Genomic DNA, 19,568 nt, shown 5'->3' with positions numbered 1-19,568 from the left:
GTGCGGTTTTCGAACCGGTTCGACTTCGGCCCGGAATAATCCGAGGTCTCTCCTGCTCTTTGTTAGTGCGTGCTCCCCCGGTTCACGAGTTCGGGTGCGATGAATCGGGTCACCGGCGCGCCGGCGGCCTCAGGGTTCAGAATTCGTCGCACCAGCTGCTGAACCGCCTGGCGGCCCAGCGAATCGGGCGAGGTCTCGATCGCCGTGTACGGCAGCGAGAACGATCGTCCGAAGTCCTTTGAGTAGAGGCTGACGACCGAGAGGTCGTCTGGAGCGCTCACACCTCGCTCAGTGAGCACCGAGGGCAGCGCCGCGATCGACGCGTCATTGTGAACGATGAGAGCGGATGCGTCGGGCCGGGCATCCAGAATGGCATGCAGACTGCGCGAGATCGCCGGCTGCTGCGACTCGCCGTAATACGGGAAGATCTGGATGCCGTACCGGGCAGCGCGCTCCAGCGCCGCGTCGCGGAATCGCCATCCGTAGGCCCCACCGCGGTCGAAGACGTGCTTGGGCGGCGAAATGAGCACGATCTCCCGGTGGCCGAGCCCATAGAGGTGATCGACGAGCATGCGGGCGGCCTCGCCGAAGTCGAGGTCGAACACGTCGAGGCCCTCGGTGTCGCCGGGCAGGCCGACCAGGGCGCCGGGCTGGGGGGCGGCGCGCAGGGCCTCGAGCCGCGGGTCGCGGTGCGTGACGTCGAGCAGAACGACGCCGTCGACCATGCCGGAGCCGGTGATGCGCTTCAGCGCCGCGGGGCCGTCGGTCTCGGTCACCATGAGAATGTCGTAGCCGAGCTCGCGGGCCGTGTCGGAGATGGGCAGAACGTACTGCAGCATGGCGGGCGCGAACTCGTCTTTGTGGAACTGCAGGAGCAGGCCGAGAACCATGGTCTGCGATGTCGCGAGGGCGCGAGCGCCGGCGTTCACGGTGAAGCCGAGCGCGGCGATGGCCCGCTCGATGCGCTCGCGGGTCTCGCGCGAGATGGTGCGCTTGCCGCTGAGGGCGTACGACACCGTGCTGCGCGAGACGCCTGCCTCACGGGCCACATCGCTGATCGTCGCCATTGCCGCCGTCGCTCTCTTTCGAACCGGTTCGATAAGAATAGGGCAGTCTGGTCGCGCGCACAAGTCGAACCGCTTCGATTGCGCACATGCGGCAGCAGCGCCGGGCCGGGCTACGGCCGCAGGCCGGCGAGCAGGATGCGCAGGAACGGCTCGCGGTCGGCCGGCGATCCCACCCGCACCGCGTGCTCCACGCCGCAGATGAGGTGCTCGATCTGCGTCACCGTGAGGTCGGGGCGAACGGCGCCGGCGGCTCGGGCTCGGTCGAGCACGGTCGTGAACGTCGTGAAGATCTCGCGCTTGGCGTCTCGCACGCCCTCGGCCTCGTCATCAGGGGCGAGCAGCACCGACTGCAGGCCGCCGTCTTCGAGTTGCAGCTCGAGCGCCGACCCCAGGAACCTCTCGAGGGCGGCGGAAGCGTCGGGCTCGGCCGATGCATCGCGGCTGAGCTGCAGCATCCGCTCGAGGGTCTCGTACGAAAGCGCCTCAACGAGCGAGTGCACCGTCGGGAAGTGGCGGTACACCGTGCCGACGCCGAGGCCCGCTTCTCGGGCGACGTCGTTGAGGCGAAGAGCGCCGCGGTCACACGCGCGCGCGGCCTCGAGGATGCGTTCGCGGCTGCGAGCGGCGTCAGAGCGGAGTGCGCGCATGCCTCCAGCTTAGTGCACTAAGCGGATAGGCGATCCGGTTGTGCTAGCGTTCAACCGGATAGATATTCCACTTAGCATTCGAGCGCCCGCGCACGGCACTCGCACCAAGGAGGACGCATGACCTGGGATCCCGCCCACCTGCCCGACCAGACGGGCCGCACTCTCGCGGTGACCGGCGCGACCGCCGGCATCGGCTACTTCGCCGCCGAGCAGTTGGCGGCGGCCGGGGCCCGCGTCGTGCTCGCCTCCCGGTCCGCAGCGAAGCTCGAGACGGCGCGCGCCTCGATTCTCGAGCACGTGCCCGGTGCCCGGCTCGAGACCGTCGTGGTCGACCTCGCGTCGCTGGCGTCGGTCGCGCGCGCCGCCGAGCAACTGAGCGCACTCGACCGGCTCGACGGCATCCTTCTCAATGGCGGGGTCATGACCGCGCGCCGGCGCGAGACGACCGAAGACGGCCTGCCGCTCATGATGGGCACCCACGCGGTGGCGAACGTCGCACTCGTGGCCGGTGTGCTGCCCGCCCTTGCCGAGGCCGGCCGGCGCGGCGGCACACCGGCACGCATCGTGCACACCTCAAGCGGCTTCGTGCACCGCTACTCCGCCCCCGTCGACGACCTGCTGCGCACACCCCGGCTCGCCATCGCGGCGTACACCCAGGCGAAGACGGCCACCGAGATGTTTGCCTTCGAGCTCGACCGCAGACTGCGTGCCTCGGGAGCGCCGGTCGCATCGATCGTCAGCCGACCAGGTGTCGGCGTGGATGCGCGAACGCCGGCTCGCGCCGGCATCCGCGACGCGACCACCCGCTACCAGCGCAATCCGTACACCCCGTGGGCGCAGGGCAAGGACACGGCCGCCTGGTCGGCCGTGCGCGCCCTCACCGACCCGAGCGCGCAGGGCGGCGAGTACTACGGGCCGGCGGGCGCGCTGCGCGGGCTGCCCGTCCTCGTCGAGCCGAACGCGAGAACCGCGATGCCCGAGGGCGATCTCGCCGAGCGTGTGTGGACCCAGCTCGAGCAACTGGCTCACGTGTCACTCGTAAGGTGAGGCGCGCGGCCGCTGCCCGTCGGTGAGCCACCTCGCCTCGGGCGAGAGCGCGGGTTCCCGCCCATTACACCCGCGATGTGGCCCGACTCGCAGCCGCTGACCCAACTCTCGACCTGGGCGCCGCCGCGCCGTCGCTTGCCGGGAGCGCTCGGCAAGGGTAAACGGGACTCATGGGCACGAGTCAGAAGAGCAGTCTCTTCGCTGTCGTCGTCGCCTTCTCCGCGAACCTGCTCATCGCCATCGCCAAGTCCATCGCCGCCACGCTCAGCGGCTCCGCCTCAATGGTGGCCGAGGCGGCGCACTCCTGGGCGGACACCGGCAACGAGGTCTTCCTGCTGATCGCCGAGCGTCGGTCTGCGCGCGCGAGCGACCGCCGGCATCCGCTCGGTTATGGCAAAGAGGCGTACGTCTGGTCGATGTTCGCGGCCATGGGCCTGTTCACGGCCGGCGCGGTCGTCTCCGTCATGCACGGGGTCACCGAATTGACGGCCCCAGAAGCGGATGCCGACTACCTGCTCTCCTACATCGTTCTCGCGGTCTCGGCCGTTCTCGAGGGCACCTCGTTCGTGCAGGCGTACCGGCAGGCGCACGCCCGCGCGTCGAAGCGCGGCCTGGGCACGCTCGAAGGGGTCCTCGGCAGCTCGAACCCGACGCTGCGCGCGGTGTTCGCGGAGGACGCGGCGGCCCTCATCGGCCTCGTTCTCGCGGCAGCGGGCATCCTGCTGCATGAACTGACCGGCTACGCGGTCTTCGACGCCATCGGCTCGATTCTGATCGGTGTGCTGCTCGCCATCGTCGCCCTCATTCTGATCGACCGCAACCGCCGCTTCCTGGTGGGGCAGACGACCACGCCCGAGATCCGCTCGGCCATCATGGGCAAGCTGCTCGAGCACGACGAGGTGGCGCGCGTGACCTACCTGCACCTCGAGTACGTGGGGCCGGAACGCCTCTACCTGGTGGCCGCCGTCGACATGGTCGGCAACGAAGATGAGGAGCACGTGGCGCACGCCCTGCGGCGCGTCGAGCGGCAGATCGAGCTCGACGAGCATGTCGCCGAGGCGGTGCTGACGCTGGCGCACCCCGACGACCCCTCCCTGACGACGGATGGCCCTGCAGACGACACGGAATCAGACACCGTGGGCCGTCGCGACTGACGCCGAGGCTCGAGTAGCGCAGAAGGCACGACTCGACCGCCGATAAGCTGAGTTTATTTCAGTTAGAGACCGAATCGGCTTGACGGAACACCCCTCGGCATGCGTAAATGAATAATCGTCACTTTGGGCGGAAGGCGCTTCCGTCTTCGCCTCGGGTTGGCGAATGAGAACACCAGCACCTGTAACCCGACATGCAGGGAATGACCACCGTGAACGCGCTGCCCGTGCGCCGAGTCTTGGCTCGGCGGCTTACCCCCTTTGACGCCATCCGTGCGTCGACGGGCGTGCGCGTCTCGCGAGTCATGCCCTGCATGTCACAACAGCGCCCCTGCACCAGAACCGGCGACGGCGTGGCCGTCCGAGAGCACGGCAACCCCCCCACCGCCGTCGCCGGTTCTCACTCTCGTCGTACGCGTCACCTGGCTCGACGCGTCGGCGCACGGTTCACTGCCGTGCGCCACCCCTCTTCGCGGCCGGCCCTGCCATGACCGAGATCAAGTCGCGCCTGCCGGTCTCCCCCGGCTTCGGCTTCCGCCACCGCCCGATGCGCATCGTCGAGTCGGCGCGTGCGGCGCCGCCCGTGAAGGCGGCGGCCGCATCCGCTCGTCATTCGTGGGCACGTCGCTACCGCTCACGCCTGCTCATTACCGACACGGCCATCGTGCTCGCGGCGGTGTTCGTCGCGTATGTGGCGCGCTTCGGGTTCGTCGACAAGCCGCTGCGCACGGCGGGCACGACCAGCGCGTACGCGGTGCTGCTCGCGGTGATCACCCTGACATGGATGTTCTCGCTCGCCGCCGCCCACAGTCGCGACTCGCGCATGGTCGGCCTCGGCTCCACCGAGTACAAGCGCATCGTGAACGCCAGTGCGCTCACGTTCGGGTTGCTGGCGATCGTGTTCGTGGTGGCCAAGGTCGACGTGGCACGCGGCTACTTCGTGCTGGCCCTGCCGCTCGGCACGGTCGGGCTGCTCGGCAGCCGCTGGGCCTGGAGGCAGTGGCTGCTGCGCGAGCGGCGCCACGGGCGCTACCTCTCGCGGGCCCTCGTGGTCGGTCGGCTCGAAGACGTGAGTTATGTGGTCGACCAGATCGAAACCAAACCCGGCACCGCGTTCACCGTCGTCGGTGCGTCGCTCTATGACGAGAAGATCACCCAGGTCGACGTCGGGCATCATCCGGTGCCCGTCGTCTCAACGTCATTGGAGGGCGTGCCGGCGGCGGCTGCCGAGGTCGGGGCCGAGACGGTCATCGTGGCGGGGCAGCCGCATTCGGACGGCGACTTCATCCGCGGCCTCGCGTGGCGACTCGAGGGCACGGCGACCGAGCTCGTGCTGGCGTCGAGGCTGACGGATGTCGCGGGCCCGCGCATTCACTTCCGCCCTGTCGAAGGGCTGCCGCTCATCCACGTGGAGATCCCGCAGTTCGAGGGCGGAAAGCACATCGCCAAGCGGGCCATGGACATCGCGATCGCGGGCCTCGCCCTCATTGCGCTGCTGCCCGTGATGCTCGTGCTCGCCGTGCTGATTCGCGCGGATAGCCAGGGGCCGGTGCTGTTCCGCCAGGAGCGGGTGGGCCGCGGCGGCGAGCCGTTCATGATGCTGAAGTTCCGCTCGATGATCGTGAACGCCGAGAGCGCGCTTCCGGCGCTGCTGGCGAAGAACGAGGGCAGCGGCGTTCTCTTCAAGATGAAGGATGACCCACGCGTCACACGCATTGGTCGCGTTCTGCGCAGGTACTCGCTTGACGAGCTCCCCCAGCTGTGGAACGTGTTCATCGGCGACATGAGCCTGGTGGGCCCTCGCCCGCCGCTCGAGCGCGAGGTCGAGGCATACGACGGCCACGTGGGCCGCCGCCTCTACATCAAGCCAGGCCTCACGGGCATGTGGCAGGTGAACGGCCGCTCCAACCTCTCATGGGACGAGAGCGTGCGCCTCGACCTCTACTACGTGGAGAACTGGTCGGTCATGGGCGACCTGGTACTGCTGTGGCGCACCGCCAAGGTCGTCCTGCGGTCGGAAGGCGCGTACTGATGCTGACTCAGGTGGCGATCCTTATGAAGACGAAGACGTCGACTTCCGACCAGATTCGGTGCGGCGAGATGGGAGTCGATCTCGACTGAGACCGATCGCACGCGAAGCACGAATTGACTCGAGGAAGCGACAATGCTGAAGACCGACCTCTTCACTGCATCTCACTACCCGGACTCAGCGAGGCCGGGCGCAGCCGCATGCCATGCGAGCAACGCTGCACCCAGTTCCGCTCCAGCGTCGAGCGACATTCTCACGGTCGCCCTGTGTCGCTTCTCCCGGCGGTCGTTGTGCGCGTCCGGCAGGTCGAACGGGTCACTCGCGTCGCGCACCCATCGGCTTCTCGCACGAGGCGCAGCTACACTTCCGCGCCGCGCCGCCAATACTGTGGCCGGGCCGTACTCGAGTAGCGAGTATGCCTCGCCAGCAGTGAGCGAGTACTGTCCCAGTGCCGCCGCCTCCCGAACGGTGAAGATGCGACCGCGAAGCAGAGGATTCGACCTGATCAATTCCGCACGCATCGCTCTCGTTGCCGTGAACACCAGATCGAATTCGTTCACGTCGAGGCCCTGCACGGTTCGCGAGCGAAACGATTCCGCATACGCTTGTCCGCCCTCGAATGACGCGATGCTCAAAGCTGCCATGCGACACATGGCTGAGCCGGATCGAGCCCGCATTCCCGCGCTCGTGGCTCGCACCGCACCGCTCTGCCCTGCCATGAACGCCAAAGTGGGAGATCGGCAGATGTTCGCCGTGCAGACGAACAAGGCCGAAACGCCCGTCATGCTGCCTCGGCGTTCTGACGGCACCAGAGGGAGACGGGTGCGGCGATGACTGAGGAGGCCATTCGCACCTTTCTTTACGCGAGTATTGCACTTGCCGCTCTTGTCGGCGCCTTCTTCTTCTTCCGGTGGTCCCCGAAGATGCTCATGGCGGTGTGGGCGCTAACGCTCTTCCTGATTCCGATCTGGGTCGGGGTGCAAGCGGGCGTGTTCTACTCCGCGATCACGGTCATCACAATACTGGTGATTGCGACATCGACCCTCAAGGGAGCGCGCCTCTCCATCGTCGATCTGCTGCTGCTGACGTTCACGGTGCTGCTCATCGCTGCCCGACTGCTTGGCTGGATCACCTGGGGACACCTTCTCATCGCACTTGTCGGGTGGATGGTGCCGTACCTCGGTGGACGTCTCATATCGTCGCGAGTAGCGGTCGAGTGGATCCACACCTGCCTGGCAGGGGGTGCGGTGGTCGCTTCGTTGCTCGCGATCGTGGAGTTCCTCACTGGGTTCAACTTCTTCGTGTTGCTTCGATTCCCGAACGGCATCTACACAACGTGGGGCACGCTGCAATACCGCGGCGGCCTGCTGCGTGTTGAGGGCGCATTCGGCCACTCGATCGCCCTGGGAGCCACCCTCGCAATGTGCTCTGTCTTCATCCTCGTGGCCCGGTGGCCGCTTTGGCTGCGAGTAGTGTCGCTCCTCGTTGTCGCCATCGCGACTGGCCTCACGTTCAGCAGAATCGGCCTGATCGGCCTTGCGATCACCGTCGTCGTTTCTCTCATCCTTCTTCGCCGAGAAATCACTCGGGCCTTGAGAACTGCTGTCACCGTCATCATGGCTGTCGCCGCGATCATCGGGATCCCTCTGCTCGTTGATGTGTTTACTGAAGCCGGGCAGGAAGCGGCCGGGAGCGCCGAGTACCGCACAGATCTCCTCTCGCTTGTGCATGACATGTCGCCGCTCGGCATCACCTCAAGCTGGGACGTGCTGCCGAATGGCGAGACGTATTACGGTTCATTCCAGTCAATCGACAGCGAGCTCATTCTCACCGGGCTGCGGTTCGGCCTGATCCCGCTGCTCTTGATCATCGCCGCGTTGGTGTGCTGCCTGATCGCAGCGCTCCGGGGACGAGCGACGCCGTCATCTATCGCGCTCATCGGTCAGATCCCCGCCTTTGCGACCGTCGCGCTCATCACCCAATACGCCAGCGTGGCGTGGTTCGTCGCCGGGCTTGCCGTTGCGACCTATCAGACGTCCCCCGGCATCCGATTCTCTGAGGTGCCACTGGTCGCCTCACGTGAGCAGCATCGAGAGGAACAACTATGGCTGTCATGACCAACGCGGGCGCCACCCGATCCGCGCGCATGATCGCGGCGCTCCGGAAGCGGTGGTACATCATCGTTGCCGCCGGCATTATTGCCGGCATGGGCACATACGCGCTCTCCACGTTGATCACGCCGATCTATCACTCCACAGCGTCGATGTTCTTCTCCTTGAGGGCGGGCGACAGCGGGTCGGACATCAATCAGGGCTCGACGTATACCCAGAACCAAATGCTCTCGTTCGCGCAGCTCGCAACATCGGCAGTTGTGCTCGACAGGGTGGTGAATGACCTTGACGACACCGTTTCGGAGCGCGAGCTGCGTCGGCTCGTGACCGTGACGACACCGCAGAATACCGTCATCCTCGACGTGGGAGCCGACACTGCAGATCGCGACCTTTCGGCCAAGATCGCGAACAGTGTCGCCGAGAATCTCACCAAGGTTGTGGCAGAGGTCGCGCCCGTCGACAGTGCAGGCAAGTCCACCGTCGCCGCGCGAGTCATTGAACCCGCCGTGCGAGCAGAGTTCCAGTCGTCGCCGAACAAGCAGAGGAATGCCTTGCTTGGTGCGCTGCTCGGCGTTGCGCTCGCGTTTCTCGGCTTCTTCCTCTCGATCGTCTTTGACACGCGAGTGCGTTCAGTGGCGGCACTCAGGTCGATGACCAATCGGCCGCTGTTGGGTATCGCCGAGAGAACGTCTCACAAGGATGACGCAAGGCCGGTGACGGTTCGCTCGCCCAACGGATCGGCTGCGGAACGGTTCCGGCAGATACGCGCGGGGCTTCGATTCGCCGCGGCAAGCCACGAGATGTCCATTGTCGCTGTTACGTCGTCCGTGCCCGGCGAGGGCAAGACGATGACCGCTTTGAATCTGGCGCTCGTCATGGCTGAATCCAAAGACCGCATTCTGCTCATCGACGCCGACCTGCGCCGGCCCCGTGTTGCCGACTATCTCGGCCTTGAGGGAACGGTTGGCCTCACGACCGTTCTCGTAGGCGGCGTCACAGTCGAGGACGCTGTGCAGCGATTCGGCCACACGACACTTGACGTCCTGGCCGCGGGCGAAGTTCCGCCCAATCCGGCGGAGCTGCTTGCGTCAGGCCCCATGAGGGAACTGATCGACCAGACGCGCGGGGAGTACGACTTCGTTGTCGTCGATACCGCACCTCTGCTCTCGGTGGCGGACGCATCGGTCATCGCCCAGCAGGCCGACTCAACGGTCGTCGTCGCTGATTCATCGAAGGTGCATCAGGCCCAACTGATGCAGACGTTGGACCTGCTCGATTCGAGTGGCGCCCACGTCTCCGGCGTCATCCTGAACCGGGTTAAGCCCTCAAGCCGACGCGACAGCTACTATCGCGAGTACCACCAGGAGCCGAGCAAGACGAAGACCGGAATTCATCATCGGGTGTGGGACAAGTTGTGGGAGCGCATCCATCTGGCGTGGTCGATCAGCGCCGAGCGTGAGAGAGCGGAGCGCCTCGATTGACGACGAACGTGCGAGACGTGACATCGGTGCTGCGAGATCCCACCGTCATTGCGTGCACCGGGAAGTACCACGGTTTAGGAAATCGGATGCGTGCGGTTCTCGGCGCACGGGTGCTTGCGCGGGTCGAAGGTAGAGGGTTCGCCTACACGTGGCCGACGGGTCGCCTTTTCGGGGCCCGCCTCGACGTGCTATGGGACTTCGACGAGAAGGTCGTTTCAGCCGCCGCATCCCGATTGCTGTCCCGCAAGTATCCGTACCGCGGCAACGAGCTCAACTGGCTCGGCGAGAACGCGCGCAGTCAACGCATCTGGCAGATTCGAACGCCGCACGCGCTCGTATTTCCCCCGGGATATCCGTCGTGGGAATCAGAGCTTCGCACCCTCACTCCTTCCGACCGCGTACGCACGGGTATCCGGCACGCATTCGACGATGGGCCAGCGGGGGTGCCGTATGTCGGAGTCATGATTCGCACGGCTCCCAACGCGCACGATGAAACGCTTCGCCACTCACCGCTCGAGTGGTATCTCGCTCGCATGAACCAGATCAGAGATGCCTGGCCTGACGTCCCGTTCTACGTGGCCGCGGATACGCCCGAGGCCTTCCACGCCGTACGACAGGCGTTCGACCGCTGCTACGGCACTCTGGATAAGGGTCGATACAACAGCAAGAGGGCACTGGTCGCTTCCGTTGTCGACCTTTACCTGCTCGCATCGTCGGCGCACCTCATCGGGCCACACTTTTCCAGCTTTCCGCAGCTCGCGCAGCGCTTGGCCGGCGCAGAACTGCGCTTGGAGACGTCCATGTCGGCAACCGACAGCGTCATGCTCACATCTCGCGGCCTCACATTCGCGCCGGATCCCATCCGACCTTTCAACCGACGACTGGTGGGATAACGAAAATGGTAACGAGTCTTGATCAGACGGCGGCAGGAGATGGGCTCGGGCGCCGGGCCGTACGTGGGGCGACGGTCACAATCGTCGGCCAGGTGGGCCGGGTCGTTGTACAGACCCTTTCCGTCGTGGTGTTGGCGCGGTTGCTCACCCCGAACGACTACGGGTTGTTCGCGATGGTCGTCTCGGTGGCAGGCATCGCTGAAGTGTTCAGAGACTTTGGGCTCTCACAAGCGGCCGTTCAGGCGAAGACGCTCTCTACCGCCCAGCGGGACGCGCTGTTCTGGGTCAATTCCGCTATCGGCGTCGCACTGGGACTCATCATCTTTTTCGGATCGTGGACGATCGCGGGTTTCTTCAGGCATCCCGAGCTCGTTCCGCTTACCCAGGCTATCTCCGTGGTATTCGTCATCAACGGTGTCGCCACGCAATTTCGGGCGAGCCTCACTCGGTCGCTTCGCTTCACGGCACTGGTCCTCATCGATTTCGGCTCCACGCTAGCGGGCCTCGGGCTTGCTATCGTGCTCGGAATTTTGGGATTCGGAGTGTGGGCGCTCGCCTTCCAGTTGATCGTTCAGTCTGCGGTAGTACTCGGCGCGGCGGCCGCGATCTGCCGCTGGCTCCCCGGCCGCCCCAGGCGCGGCGTGGGTGTGAGAAGCTTCCTGCGGTTCGGCTCGCATATGGTTGCGACCCAGATCATCACGTACGCGGGGAACAACGCCGACACCGTTACGATTGGCCTGGCGTTTGGTGCGGCGCCCCTCGGCATCTACAACAGGCCGTACCAGTTGGTGATGAACATCGCCAATCAGTTGCGAGCGCCGATTACCAACGTTGCCATTCCCGTTCTCTCGCGTCTTCAGGATGCCCCGAAGCGATACTGGGAATTTGCACGGGTCGGTCAGCTCGCGCTCGGATACACGATCGTCGCCGCGCTCTCAGTGGCGACCGGGGCGGCCGGGCCCCTCACAGAAATCTTGCTCGGCCACAAGTGGCTCGAGTCAGCCCCTGTGCTGAGTTTGCTCTCGGCTTCTGCTGCACTTCAGACGCTCGGGTACTTCGGTTATTGGGTGTACGTATCAAAGGGAATCACGAAGGCCCTCTTCAATTTCAACCTGGTGAGCGTGATCCTCAAGATCGCATTCTTGGTCGTTGGCGCCTTCTGGGGCGTAACAGGAGTTGCAGCAGGCTATTTCCTCTCCACGTTGATCAAGTGGCCGCTCTCACTCGCTTGGATCGCCCGCGCGATCGACGGGGTGCCTATTCGTGTTTTCGTATATGGTTTCGTTCGCATGGCGACCTTGGCGGGACTCGGCGCAGGAGCAGCCTTCTTGGCCACTCTTTTGACTGAACCATATGGCCACTGGCTGCAAGCAATCGCGGCTTTGTGTGCCGTCCTCTGTACGTATGCACTCGCGCTGCTGCTACCGGCGGTACGTCGAGACGTGGCCGATCTCGCAGCCGCCGCTCGTATGCTCAAGCGCGAGCCAATTTGAGCCCATCCATTCAACGGAGGCGGGTCCGCCCCATCGCTCTGCGGCGTCTGAACGCGCCCTTTGCTGTGCGGTACACAGCACGCAAGCGGGGAAGCGCTAGGCGGACCAGGCCGAACCCACGGAACGTCGGAATCCGCCCTCCCGCCACAACAGTCCCGGTGAGCCTGCCGGAAAGCGTCTCGCGGCGTTGCCGCTGCAGGGGCTGCACGGCGGCGAGACTATCGATATCCATCGGCGCGAGGGTCAGCACCCCCTCTGCAGCCGCCCTCAGAATGAGGTCGCGACCCCGCGCAGTTCGCGCGATGAGAGCGCTGATGCCGGCCTGATCTGAAAATGCAGGGTAGCCGCGCTCGTCCGCGCGCCAAAAGTCCGCGGCAGTAATGTCTGAACTCTCGCCGACCCCGTCAGGGCAGATCTTGCATCGCCATTGGGTTGCCGGCCCCAAGTGCGTGCCCCAGGAATCGTCGTAGCTCGTTGCAACGGAGCTACCATCCGAACGGACAATTGTGAACGCTCCTGGCCACCCGTTACCCCGATAGCGCAGAGCTTCGATGTGTTCGTCTTCGGGAACCCCCAACGAGGCGGCAAGACGGTTGGTCGCGTATTGGCTTGGCGTACCCGCGCAAAAGAACGACAGCAGTATCGGTCCCTCCTCCGAACCCAATCGGCTCGAACTAAGCGCGCGTAGCGCTGAGACCTCACACGGCTTCCCGACGAAGGCAGTAGTGGGCTCCAGCGCTGTTGGCTCTGCGGCGTTAGAGACCGGCGCATAGCGAGACCCCGCCGCAGCCACCGCATCGTTCCGATTGAGGATCCGAACGCTGACACTTTGCCGAGCGTTAGCAGGGTTAGCTCGAGCGCCGACGACTCGCGATGCCTGCCCGGTCTCGACGAGCCAGGCCGACAACGCAGTCAACGTGCCGCCGCTGCTGCCTGCGAAGCGTATCTCTGGATCTGTTGCCCATGCCTCCCACACTGCGACGACCGGGCCGAGTAGGGGATGCCGCTGAGATCCAACCGGCCGCTGCGCCCGCACACCAACTCCCGGGCAAGCGTCGCGAAACTCGTTGACCACCGAGCTCTCGCGCACAGCTTCTTGTAGAGGATCCCGACGAATCGGCCGCGCGAAGCCTTGCGCGTCGATCTCCATCTTCAAACCGGGGTCCAGCAAGGCGCACGCTCCACAACCGGAGCAGTTTCCTGAATTTACAACTCGTGCAATTGCTGCATCCAGCCTCGCCTCGTCGTTCATAGAACTTCTCGCAATGAATGCTCCGCACGAGTCAACGAGGAATGCGCCCTTCTGAGCAATGCTGGCACGTCGTTGCTCAGTTCTGGATCGTCCAAGTGTCGCAACGCAGACTCGACAGGGTCTGCATCATTGCGGAGATCTACCGTGTGTACCCAGCCGAGGTCTTGAAGTAGAGGCTCGAACTTGCGGGAGTACGCCAATGGAATCGCCGGGGTTCCAACAGAGAGCGCGTTGAGGCACGCGTGCATTCGAGAGCCGAAGACGACTCGGGCGGAAGCGACGATCTCGCGTACCTCGTCGAGTCCGCTCGGAACCACAACCTCGACGTCTCGCGGAAGTGACTTCGCGAAGTCTTGAATCGCGGGCACATCGTTGTCGACATTGCCGGAATCAAGGACGTGGGCCAACAGGGTTACCTCGCGATTGCGGACCATCAGTTGGTCATACAGCCGTCGCACCGTCCGGCGGTAAGCGCGATAGTCAACGTGGGAGTTCCGGTTCCATAACAAGCCAGAAATGTTGAAGACGACATCGCGGCTTTTGCTCACGCGCGGCACCTCAATGGCGAACACGACGTCTGTAGTGAGTAGATCGACGGCGCGGCCCAGCTTTTTGGCTTCGAGCGCACTACGCTCATCCCGAGCCATTACGAGCATTGCACGCTTCAGCGATAATCGTGCAAGCAGTCGTCCGCGTCGCGTCTCAAATGGACCTACCGTCTGTGGGCCAAAAACTATCGGCACTCCGGCTTGGTCGGCGCACATAGCTACTGCGCTCATGATGGCGTGCCGATGCAACCCGTAAATGTCGGCGAAGCTGTCACCGGACCTAGTGTCGATTGCCAGATCAAAACTCGAAAACCATTTCTGCATTCCCAGCCTGCCGGTTACGCGCTCGCGCAGCAACGACCGCAGCAGTCCGAATGGCAGGTGCGGCGAGCGATGGCCGTAGTTTTGAAAAGTGACTTCGACATCGGGCCAAACGCGGCGCAGCAATGCTTCAGTTCCCCGGCCCAGAGCGCGCACTCCGAGGTTAGGAGACGAGTCGTCCGCCCAAAGGACTAACGCGCGCACTACGGCCTTTCCCTGCCTGGAGGATGCTTTCATCGGATACCTCGCCGCCCTAACTCGCGCATCTTCTTGTTGATCATGGCCGGATAGTACGCGCGGCGAAATCGGCGTATGAACGCATGCGCTTCCTGCAATGAGGTGAACAGTTCGCGTTCGCACCAAAACTGGGCCAGCTGATCGCGAGCGGCCGCGCTCATTCGTGCCAATGCTGTGCGGTGGACAGCCAGGGACGCTACTTTCGAGCTGTGCGTGGCTGCTAGGACGTGAGCGACCTCGTTCGAGGTTCTCGAACCGGGCCAGATTGTGGCGCTCTCGATAGATTCTCCCGTTGTGAGGGTGCTGAGCTGCTGACCCTGCGCAAGCTGCCACGCTGTGTACAAGAAGTACTCCGTCAATGCCGCTCGCTCGAATTCGGCCGCAAAGCCACCAGGGTTTCGACGACCGATGTCTGACATGAGGCAGCGAACCGTCTCGGCGCGAAGCAGAAATGGCGTCGCAGTGGAGGTGAATCCGTCAACGAACGCATCGGGGTCTAAATCCAAGTAGTTGAGGACCGATTTGAGCATCGGAAGCAGTGGGTGCCGTCGGTACGAATGCACTCCCCCCCTCGGCAAACCGTGGTTACCGAAGAACGATGCTGCGCTCGTGTCGCCGATAAAATGCACTTTCGCGTCGAGCGTGAGGTACCACGACGTCGAAACATTGTCCGCGACGAGGAGCTTCAAAGCTTGCTGCGCTCGCCACCCGGACACCGCTACGATTCTGCCTATTTCGTTCGGGCGAATGAATCGGACAACAGGAGCGAATCGGCCGTAAGCGCCTGTCAATCTCTTCTTCCACCGGCGGGACAGCTTTGCCGAGGTGTTGTCGATAACAAGGATTTCTTGAATGCCGCTTGGACTCACGTACTTGGAGATCGACAGCGCTTGAAGCCGCAGAAGCTCGAGTTCTGCTTCGAACACTACAGTCACGAGAGTCAGGGTGTTCGTGTCATCGTTTGCAACGAATTCGCGGGCATCTTCAGACCGTGTCACGATTTCGTGCGTTCCGCGCCGAGGTCGCTCATCTCACGAAACCACTTGACGCTGGCCATCAACAAGTAGGCTCCATTTGCCAGGAATAGCAGCGTGTACACGGTGAAGAAGACCAACGGCCAGCCGATAAGGATGAAGCTCAGGCACAGAACTCCGTAATCAGTTGGAGCCCCTAGCAGCGATCGGACCAGAGAGCTCTCTTTCGAACCTCCGAGTGTGAGTTTTGAGCGATATCGGCTTCGGAGCTGGTCGTTCAATATGCTCGCGAAGAACGAAATGGCGGCGACCGCGGAGAAGCCCAGGGGCACGAGATACCAGGCAGCATCAGACAGATCGAAGTGAAGAAAGGCGGTAATCAAGACGGCGAGGTGCAGCGTCGAGGTTTTCACGCTGTCAAGAACATGGTCAAGCCACTCGCCGGAGGCCGTTCCGCCCCCTCTCAATCGCGCAAGTTGACCGTCTGCCGAATCGAAGGCGTACCCGATCACCAAGAGCGCCGCGATGAGCACACCTGTCCACAGCGCTGTCGGTAAAATCGCGATAACAACTATGGCACCAAACGTGAAAACTGCGCTGACTGCGCTGACACCGTTCGGTGTCAGCCCGGCCAGAAAGGCGAGCGCCGCGAGGCGTCTTCCGATCGGACGGTTGATGTACACCGAGTACGCCGGCGCTCCGCGCGCCCTCTTCTTCTGCGCCGAACCGAGGCGCGAGACGACGTCTCTGTAGCTCTCTCGTGGGAACCCGGAGGAAGGCGCGATAGGGGCCGTCATGTGAGCCGCCTCTCACTCATGGGTAGCTCGGTGGGCGAACCCGTGCGCTTCGCCTTTCGGCGGTGGCCAAGCCGCTTTGAGCTGTATCCACCACGTAGCCGCATGGCCAGCTCCTCGTACGCAGAGCTCACCGCATCCCAGCGATAGTTCGTCGCTGCCCTCAGTTGCAGGGCAGCCCCGTACTTCGACGTCGTTTGTGGACTGGCTTCCGCCGCTTCGATAAGGCGCGCCAGATCTGCGCTAGATGAGAAGTACGATGCCGAAGGGCCAGCGACGTCATGATTGAACACGACGTCCCAAGCCATCACTGCGGTGCCTGCCCCCATCGCCCGAAGCAGAGAGGGGTTTGTGCCGCCCACGGAATGGCCGTGCAGGTAACTGAAAGCGTTCGCGTAAAGCTGATCGAGAAGGCCCTGATCGTAGATGGCGCCAACGAGACGAATTCGTGAGTCGACCGCCGTCGAAGCTATGCGTCTTGAATGCTCGGCGGCGTATGGCGCTGCGCCGACCACGACAAGTGGAAGTGACGCAGAGCTCAGTCTGAAGCCTTCAGTGATCACATCGACATGGTTCTCCGGTTCGAAGCGAGCAACGACGAGGTGATACCGACCGGGTTCGAGTCCCAACTCATGCAGTCGATCACGTGGAGCGTTACGCAAGACTTTTGCTCCATAAGAAATGAGTTCCGTTGGGACGCCAAAGCTCTCGCGGTAGTAGTCCGAGATGCCCTGCGCGTCTGCGATCAAGGCATCGGCCCAACGCACGGCGTGTCCTTCAGCCCAACGGTAGTAGGCCTTGCCGAGCGTGCCCCACTTGTCACGTTTCCATTCCAGTCCGTCGACGTGGACCACTACCGGAATACGACGGGAACGAAGCGGAAGTAGAAATGGGGCGTTCGCTGCATTAAAGACGAATGCCACATCCGGCTTCTGATGCAAAAGAGTATGAGCCACCGAGAGAGCGCTGTGGCTTAGGGTCTCTGCTGCTTTGAGACGTAGCGCTGGCTTGTAGATGAGCCTCATGCCTAGAAACTCAGCAGCGCGCAAGCCTTCCACCGATCGGCAGTAAACGGTGACATCGTGCCCCGAGCGCGCAAGTCTCGAGCCGATCTCCTCGATGGCCGTCTCGAAGCCTCCATATGCTGCGGGCACGCCTCGAGTTCCGATCATCGCGATCCGCAATCGTGCTCTTTGGCCGTCGTCGCCGCCGGCGCCCTGCCCAGGCATTGTGCCGATCCCCGTGGATTGTGCTTTGGAGGATTCTGACGAGCGTGTGAAGAGGTCGGTCTTCCGCATTGTCTTTCCTTGAGTTGAGTCCTGGTCTGTCTAGGAGCAAGTCCTTCGAGTCGTTCCAATCTCACTGGTTCGTCGGCGATTCAATTCATTGGGCGAATGCAGAAGTGCGATTTACTGACAAATTCTCAGATTCTAGATTAGCTTGTTATGCGTCGGACTGCATACTGCTCAACGTAACGCAGGCGACGGCTGGTCGACGCCGACCAGCAAGTCGACCAGCTCGACGATCTGCTTTTGATAGGAGTCGGCGCTGTGTCGAGAATGCGCCAACTCTTGGTTCGACTCGATGACCGTCGTGATGTTGCTCCATTCCGCAACCAGCTCCTGCACGGCGGAAGCGACGGCCTGCGGATCATTGGGTCGCACCATGCGTGCCGAGCTATAGCCCGCGGCTGCCTCGATCAAGCCGGAAGTGTTACTTACAATGATCGGCCGTCCGGCAAGAATTCCTTCCACCGCTGTGTTGCCGAATGGCTCGTCGCCGCGCGAAGGAACAACGACAATGTCGCCATCACCAACTGAGGCCCAAATCGACGGCTGGAAGCCGTTGAAGCGGACTCTTCCTTCGAGCCCATTTGCGGCTATCTGCTCACGAAGTTGCCGCTCGTACCACTCATAACCGGGATAAACGTCTCCGATGAGATCGAGCTCAGCGACTATTCCTCGTCGCGCGAGCAGGGCGAGCGCCTCAACGGCAACGTCAACGCCTTTTCGCGGCGAGAGGCGCCCGATGTAGGTGAGCCGAATAGGGCTCTGGAGAGCGTCACGCACTGGGGCGATGCTCACTGGTCCGGGCACCGCGTTGTAGATAACACGAGCCCGACGGCCCAGGCTCTTGAATGACTGCGAGAGTACTCCGACACTGAACTGGCTGTTAACTATTAGGGCGTTTGCCGATAACAGCGGGAACGCAAGAGCGAAGCGAAGCAGGGGAGAAGCAGACGCCTCGCCTTCATGAACATGAACGATCAAGGGAACCCGGTGCAGCTTCGAAAGGAGACTCCAGAGAGGGACGGTCACCGTATTCGCATAGATGAGTCCGGGTCGTTCTCGGCGAATGAGACGAGAGCCGGCACGGGCGCCAGCTACGCTACTTCGAATCAGCCGACCGAAACCGCGCAGCGATAACATGCTCTTTCGCAGCACCGGAGTCTCGCAAATTTCTACCTGAGCGCCCCTCCTGGTCAACTCGGCCACGAGCGGCCCCTGAACCGGAAGTGCTACGACGACGCGAGCGTGCACGGCAACAAGTGCGCTGACGCTCTCCATGAATACCCGATCCGATCCGTAGAGATCGGCCGTTGGGTGAGTGAGGAGAACCGTGTGGCTTTTGGCACTCACTGCGACCAGATATCCGTCAGCGGGGTTGCCGCGGCACTCCCGTCGTTTGGGGTTAATCCATACGCGTCTTGGAGCGTTCGCAGCACGTTATAGTGATTGATCCTCTCGGAATACTGACCCGGCTTCACCTTCTGCCCGACGATAATCGTGGGGATCTGGTTGTTGTCGTTGTTGTCGTCTTCGTCCCATGTGAGGATCAAAACGCTGTTGTGCTGCTGCGCCCATGTCGCGTAAGCAGCGAGGTTTGCCTCGAGCCAAGCATCACCCTGCGCGATGGTGCCGTCATGCATGTCGTGCTGCAGGTTTGGAATCACGAATGACAGAGTCGGCAATGTCGAGTAGTCCGTGGGAAAGGCAGTAAAGGGCTGATTCGCCGCCGCCGGAATAGACGCCCAGTTGGTCCAGGGACTGTGCTTTCGTGCGTAGTTGCCGCTCTGGCATCCAGTGAAGCCGACACTCGGCAGATCCTCCGCATATCCGGTGAATGTCAGCCCTGCCGCCGAGAGCTGGTCCGCGATGTTGGTTGAGGTGTAGTTGAGCGGGCAGTTATCGGTAGTGAGACCCTGCGTCGATCCTGAGAATAGCGCAAGATAATTTGGCTGACTCGGATGGGTCTCGGCAAACGATTGAGTCATCGAGGCACCCGACGCCGCCAGCGAATTGATGTATGGAGCATTGGCGTTACCAAGAATGTTTTCCGACGAGTGGTTTTCCATCACAACAACCACTACGTGATCCGGCGTGGGCACTGTGCCTACTGCTGGCGCGGTGACGGTGACGGGCTTCGTTACCGCGGTCGAGACCGCACCCTTGTTATCGGTCACCGTCAACGTCACCGTATAAGTGCCAGCCGCCGAATACGTGTGCGTGGCCGTCTTACCCGT

General features: G+C 63.1%; 17 protein-coding genes. 7 read left to right on the top strand and 10 right to left on the bottom strand.

What is annotated here, in order from left to right:
• Positions 1-62 precede the first annotated feature (62 nt).
• Complete coding sequence (locus tag OSC27_RS12255) at positions 63-1,067, bottom strand: LacI family DNA-binding transcriptional regulator (protein ID WP_267181762.1); 1,005 nt, start codon at positions 1,065-1,067, stop codon at positions 63-65.
• A gap of 110 nt (positions 1,068-1,177) precedes the next feature.
• The gene (locus tag OSC27_RS12250) at positions 1,178-1,714 is read right to left on the bottom strand and encodes a TetR/AcrR family transcriptional regulator (protein WP_267181761.1); all 537 of its coding nucleotides are present in this window, start codon (positions 1,712-1,714) and stop codon (positions 1,178-1,180) included.
• Positions 1,715-1,831: 117 nt separating this feature from the next.
• Between OSC27_RS12250 and OSC27_RS12245 the strand changes: the two genes are divergently transcribed.
• The 3 genes from OSC27_RS12245 to OSC27_RS12235 all read left to right on the top strand — a co-directional run bounded on the left by OSC27_RS12245 (position 1,832) and on the right by OSC27_RS12235 (position 5,944).
• Positions 1,832-2,761 (top strand): SDR family NAD(P)-dependent oxidoreductase, encoded by a 930-nt coding sequence (locus OSC27_RS12245; protein ID WP_267181760.1) that lies wholly within the window; start codon positions 1,832-1,834, stop codon positions 2,759-2,761.
• Between the two features lie 170 nt (positions 2,762-2,931).
• Complete coding sequence (locus OSC27_RS12240) at positions 2,932-3,915, top strand: cation diffusion facilitator family transporter (RefSeq protein WP_267181759.1); 984 nt, start codon at positions 2,932-2,934, stop codon at positions 3,913-3,915.
• A gap of 484 nt (positions 3,916-4,399) precedes the next feature.
• Positions 4,400-5,944, top strand: coding sequence for a sugar transferase (locus OSC27_RS12235; protein WP_267181758.1), 1,545 nt, complete (start codon positions 4,400-4,402; stop codon positions 5,942-5,944).
• A 164-nt stretch (positions 5,945-6,108) separates the two neighbouring features.
• On the opposite strand, the gene OSC27_RS14540 is transcribed toward OSC27_RS12235, so the two are convergent.
• Positions 6,109-6,726 (bottom strand): hypothetical protein, encoded by a 618-nt coding sequence (locus OSC27_RS14540; RefSeq protein WP_416348857.1) that lies wholly within the window; start codon positions 6,724-6,726, stop codon positions 6,109-6,111.
• A 45-nt stretch (positions 6,727-6,771) separates the two neighbouring features.
• Between OSC27_RS14540 and OSC27_RS12230 the strand changes: the two genes are divergently transcribed.
• From OSC27_RS12230 to OSC27_RS12215, 4 genes are read left to right on the top strand one after another with little or no spacing between them, the layout of a single operon-like run.
• A complete protein-coding gene (locus tag OSC27_RS12230; protein ID WP_267181757.1) occupies positions 6,772-8,058 on the top strand; it encodes a hypothetical protein in 1,287 nt (428 codons plus the stop codon).
• Positions 8,046-9,533 carry a polysaccharide biosynthesis tyrosine autokinase gene (locus OSC27_RS12225; RefSeq protein ID WP_267181756.1) on the top strand — a complete coding sequence of 496 codons (1,488 nt, stop codon included), beginning with the start codon at positions 8,046-8,048 and terminating at the stop codon, positions 9,531-9,533. The genes OSC27_RS12230 and OSC27_RS12225 overlap by 13 nt, the downstream gene beginning before the upstream one ends.
• 17 nt (positions 9,534-9,550) lie before the next feature.
• Positions 9,551-10,426 carry a hypothetical protein gene (locus OSC27_RS12220; RefSeq protein WP_267181755.1) on the top strand — a complete coding sequence of 292 codons (876 nt, stop codon included), beginning with the start codon at positions 9,551-9,553 and terminating at the stop codon, positions 10,424-10,426.
• 5 nt (positions 10,427-10,431) lie between these two features.
• Positions 10,432-11,919 (top strand): lipopolysaccharide biosynthesis protein, encoded by a 1,488-nt coding sequence (locus OSC27_RS12215; RefSeq protein WP_267181754.1) that lies wholly within the window; start codon positions 10,432-10,434, stop codon positions 11,917-11,919.
• A gap of 10 nt (positions 11,920-11,929) precedes the next feature.
• On the opposite strand, the gene OSC27_RS14535 is transcribed toward OSC27_RS12215, so the two are convergent.
• The 7 genes from OSC27_RS14535 to OSC27_RS12180 all read right to left on the bottom strand — a co-directional run.
• Positions 11,930-13,069 carry a Coenzyme F420 hydrogenase/dehydrogenase, beta subunit C-terminal domain gene (locus OSC27_RS14535; protein WP_416348863.1) on the bottom strand — a complete coding sequence of 380 codons (1,140 nt, stop codon included), beginning with the start codon at positions 13,067-13,069 and terminating at the stop codon, positions 11,930-11,932.
• A 98-nt stretch (positions 13,070-13,167) separates the two neighbouring features.
• Entirely contained in the window at positions 13,168-14,277 is a 1,110-nt protein-coding gene (locus OSC27_RS12210) for a polysaccharide pyruvyl transferase family protein (protein ID WP_267181753.1), read from the bottom strand.
• Complete coding sequence (locus OSC27_RS12205) at positions 14,274-15,212, bottom strand: DUF6492 family protein (RefSeq protein ID WP_267181752.1); 939 nt, start codon at positions 15,210-15,212, stop codon at positions 14,274-14,276. The genes OSC27_RS12210 and OSC27_RS12205 overlap by 4 nt, the downstream gene beginning before the upstream one ends.
• Positions 15,213-15,271: 59 nt before the next feature.
• Complete coding sequence (locus tag OSC27_RS12200) at positions 15,272-16,048, bottom strand: CDP-alcohol phosphatidyltransferase family protein (RefSeq protein ID WP_267181751.1); 777 nt, start codon at positions 16,046-16,048, stop codon at positions 15,272-15,274.
• Positions 16,045-17,274, bottom strand: coding sequence for a DUF1972 domain-containing protein (locus OSC27_RS12195; protein WP_267182169.1), 1,230 nt, complete (start codon positions 17,272-17,274; stop codon positions 16,045-16,047). Before OSC27_RS12195 ends, OSC27_RS12200 begins: the two co-directional genes overlap by 4 nt.
• A gap of 237 nt (positions 17,275-17,511) precedes the next feature.
• Positions 17,512-18,684: a glycosyltransferase family 4 protein gene (locus tag OSC27_RS14470; protein ID WP_323374101.1), complete on the bottom strand. Its 1,173-nt coding sequence runs from the start codon at positions 18,682-18,684 to the stop codon at positions 17,512-17,514.
• Positions 18,681-19,568: alkaline phosphatase family protein (locus tag OSC27_RS12180; protein ID WP_267181750.1), on the bottom strand; the 888-nt coding region annotated here is incomplete at its 5' end. The genes OSC27_RS12180 and OSC27_RS14470, both read right to left, overlap by 4 nt.

Source organism: Microbacterium sp. STN6, assembly GCF_026410545.1.
Classification (GTDB): domain Bacteria; phylum Actinomycetota; class Actinomycetes; order Actinomycetales; family Microbacteriaceae; genus Root112D2.
Note: the sequence above shows the minus strand (reverse complement) of the source record. Positions and strands in the feature narration are given on the sequence as shown.

What these genes read in the sequence shown, in the direction of transcription:
- OSC27_RS12255 (WP_267181762.1), bottom strand. Translation starts at nt 1,067, where the DNA reads ATGGCGACGATCAGCGATGTGGCCCGTGAGGCAGGCGTCTCGCGCAGC.
- OSC27_RS12250 (WP_267181761.1), bottom strand. Translation starts at nt 1,714, where the DNA reads ATGCGCGCACTCCGCTCTGACGCCGCTCGCAGCCGCGAACGCATCCTC.
- OSC27_RS12245 (WP_267181760.1), top strand. Translation starts at nt 1,832, where the DNA reads ATGACCTGGGATCCCGCCCACCTGCCCGACCAGACGGGCCGCACTCTC.
- OSC27_RS12240 (WP_267181759.1), top strand. Translation starts at nt 2,932, where the DNA reads ATGGGCACGAGTCAGAAGAGCAGTCTCTTCGCTGTCGTCGTCGCCTTC.
- OSC27_RS12235 (WP_267181758.1), top strand. Translation starts at nt 4,400, where the DNA reads ATGACCGAGATCAAGTCGCGCCTGCCGGTCTCCCCCGGCTTCGGCTTC.
- OSC27_RS14540 (WP_416348857.1), bottom strand. Translation starts at nt 6,726, where the DNA reads ATGACGGGCGTTTCGGCCTTGTTCGTCTGCACGGCGAACATCTGCCGA.
- OSC27_RS12230 (WP_267181757.1), top strand. Translation starts at nt 6,772, where the DNA reads ATGACTGAGGAGGCCATTCGCACCTTTCTTTACGCGAGTATTGCACTT.
- OSC27_RS12225 (WP_267181756.1), top strand. Translation starts at nt 8,046, where the DNA reads ATGGCTGTCATGACCAACGCGGGCGCCACCCGATCCGCGCGCATGATC.
- OSC27_RS12215 (WP_267181754.1), top strand. Translation starts at nt 10,432, where the DNA reads ATGGTAACGAGTCTTGATCAGACGGCGGCAGGAGATGGGCTCGGGCGC.
- OSC27_RS14535 (WP_416348863.1), bottom strand. Translation starts at nt 13,069, where the DNA reads ATGGAGATCGACGCGCAAGGCTTCGCGCGGCCGATTCGTCGGGATCCT.
- OSC27_RS12210 (WP_267181753.1), bottom strand. Translation starts at nt 14,277, where the DNA reads ATGAAAGCATCCTCCAGGCAGGGAAAGGCCGTAGTGCGCGCGTTAGTC.
- OSC27_RS12200 (WP_267181751.1), bottom strand. Translation starts at nt 16,048, where the DNA reads ATGACGGCCCCTATCGCGCCTTCCTCCGGGTTCCCACGAGAGAGCTAC.
- OSC27_RS12195 (WP_267182169.1), bottom strand. Translation starts at nt 17,274, where the DNA reads ATGCCTGGGCAGGGCGCCGGCGGCGACGACGGCCAAAGAGCACGATTG.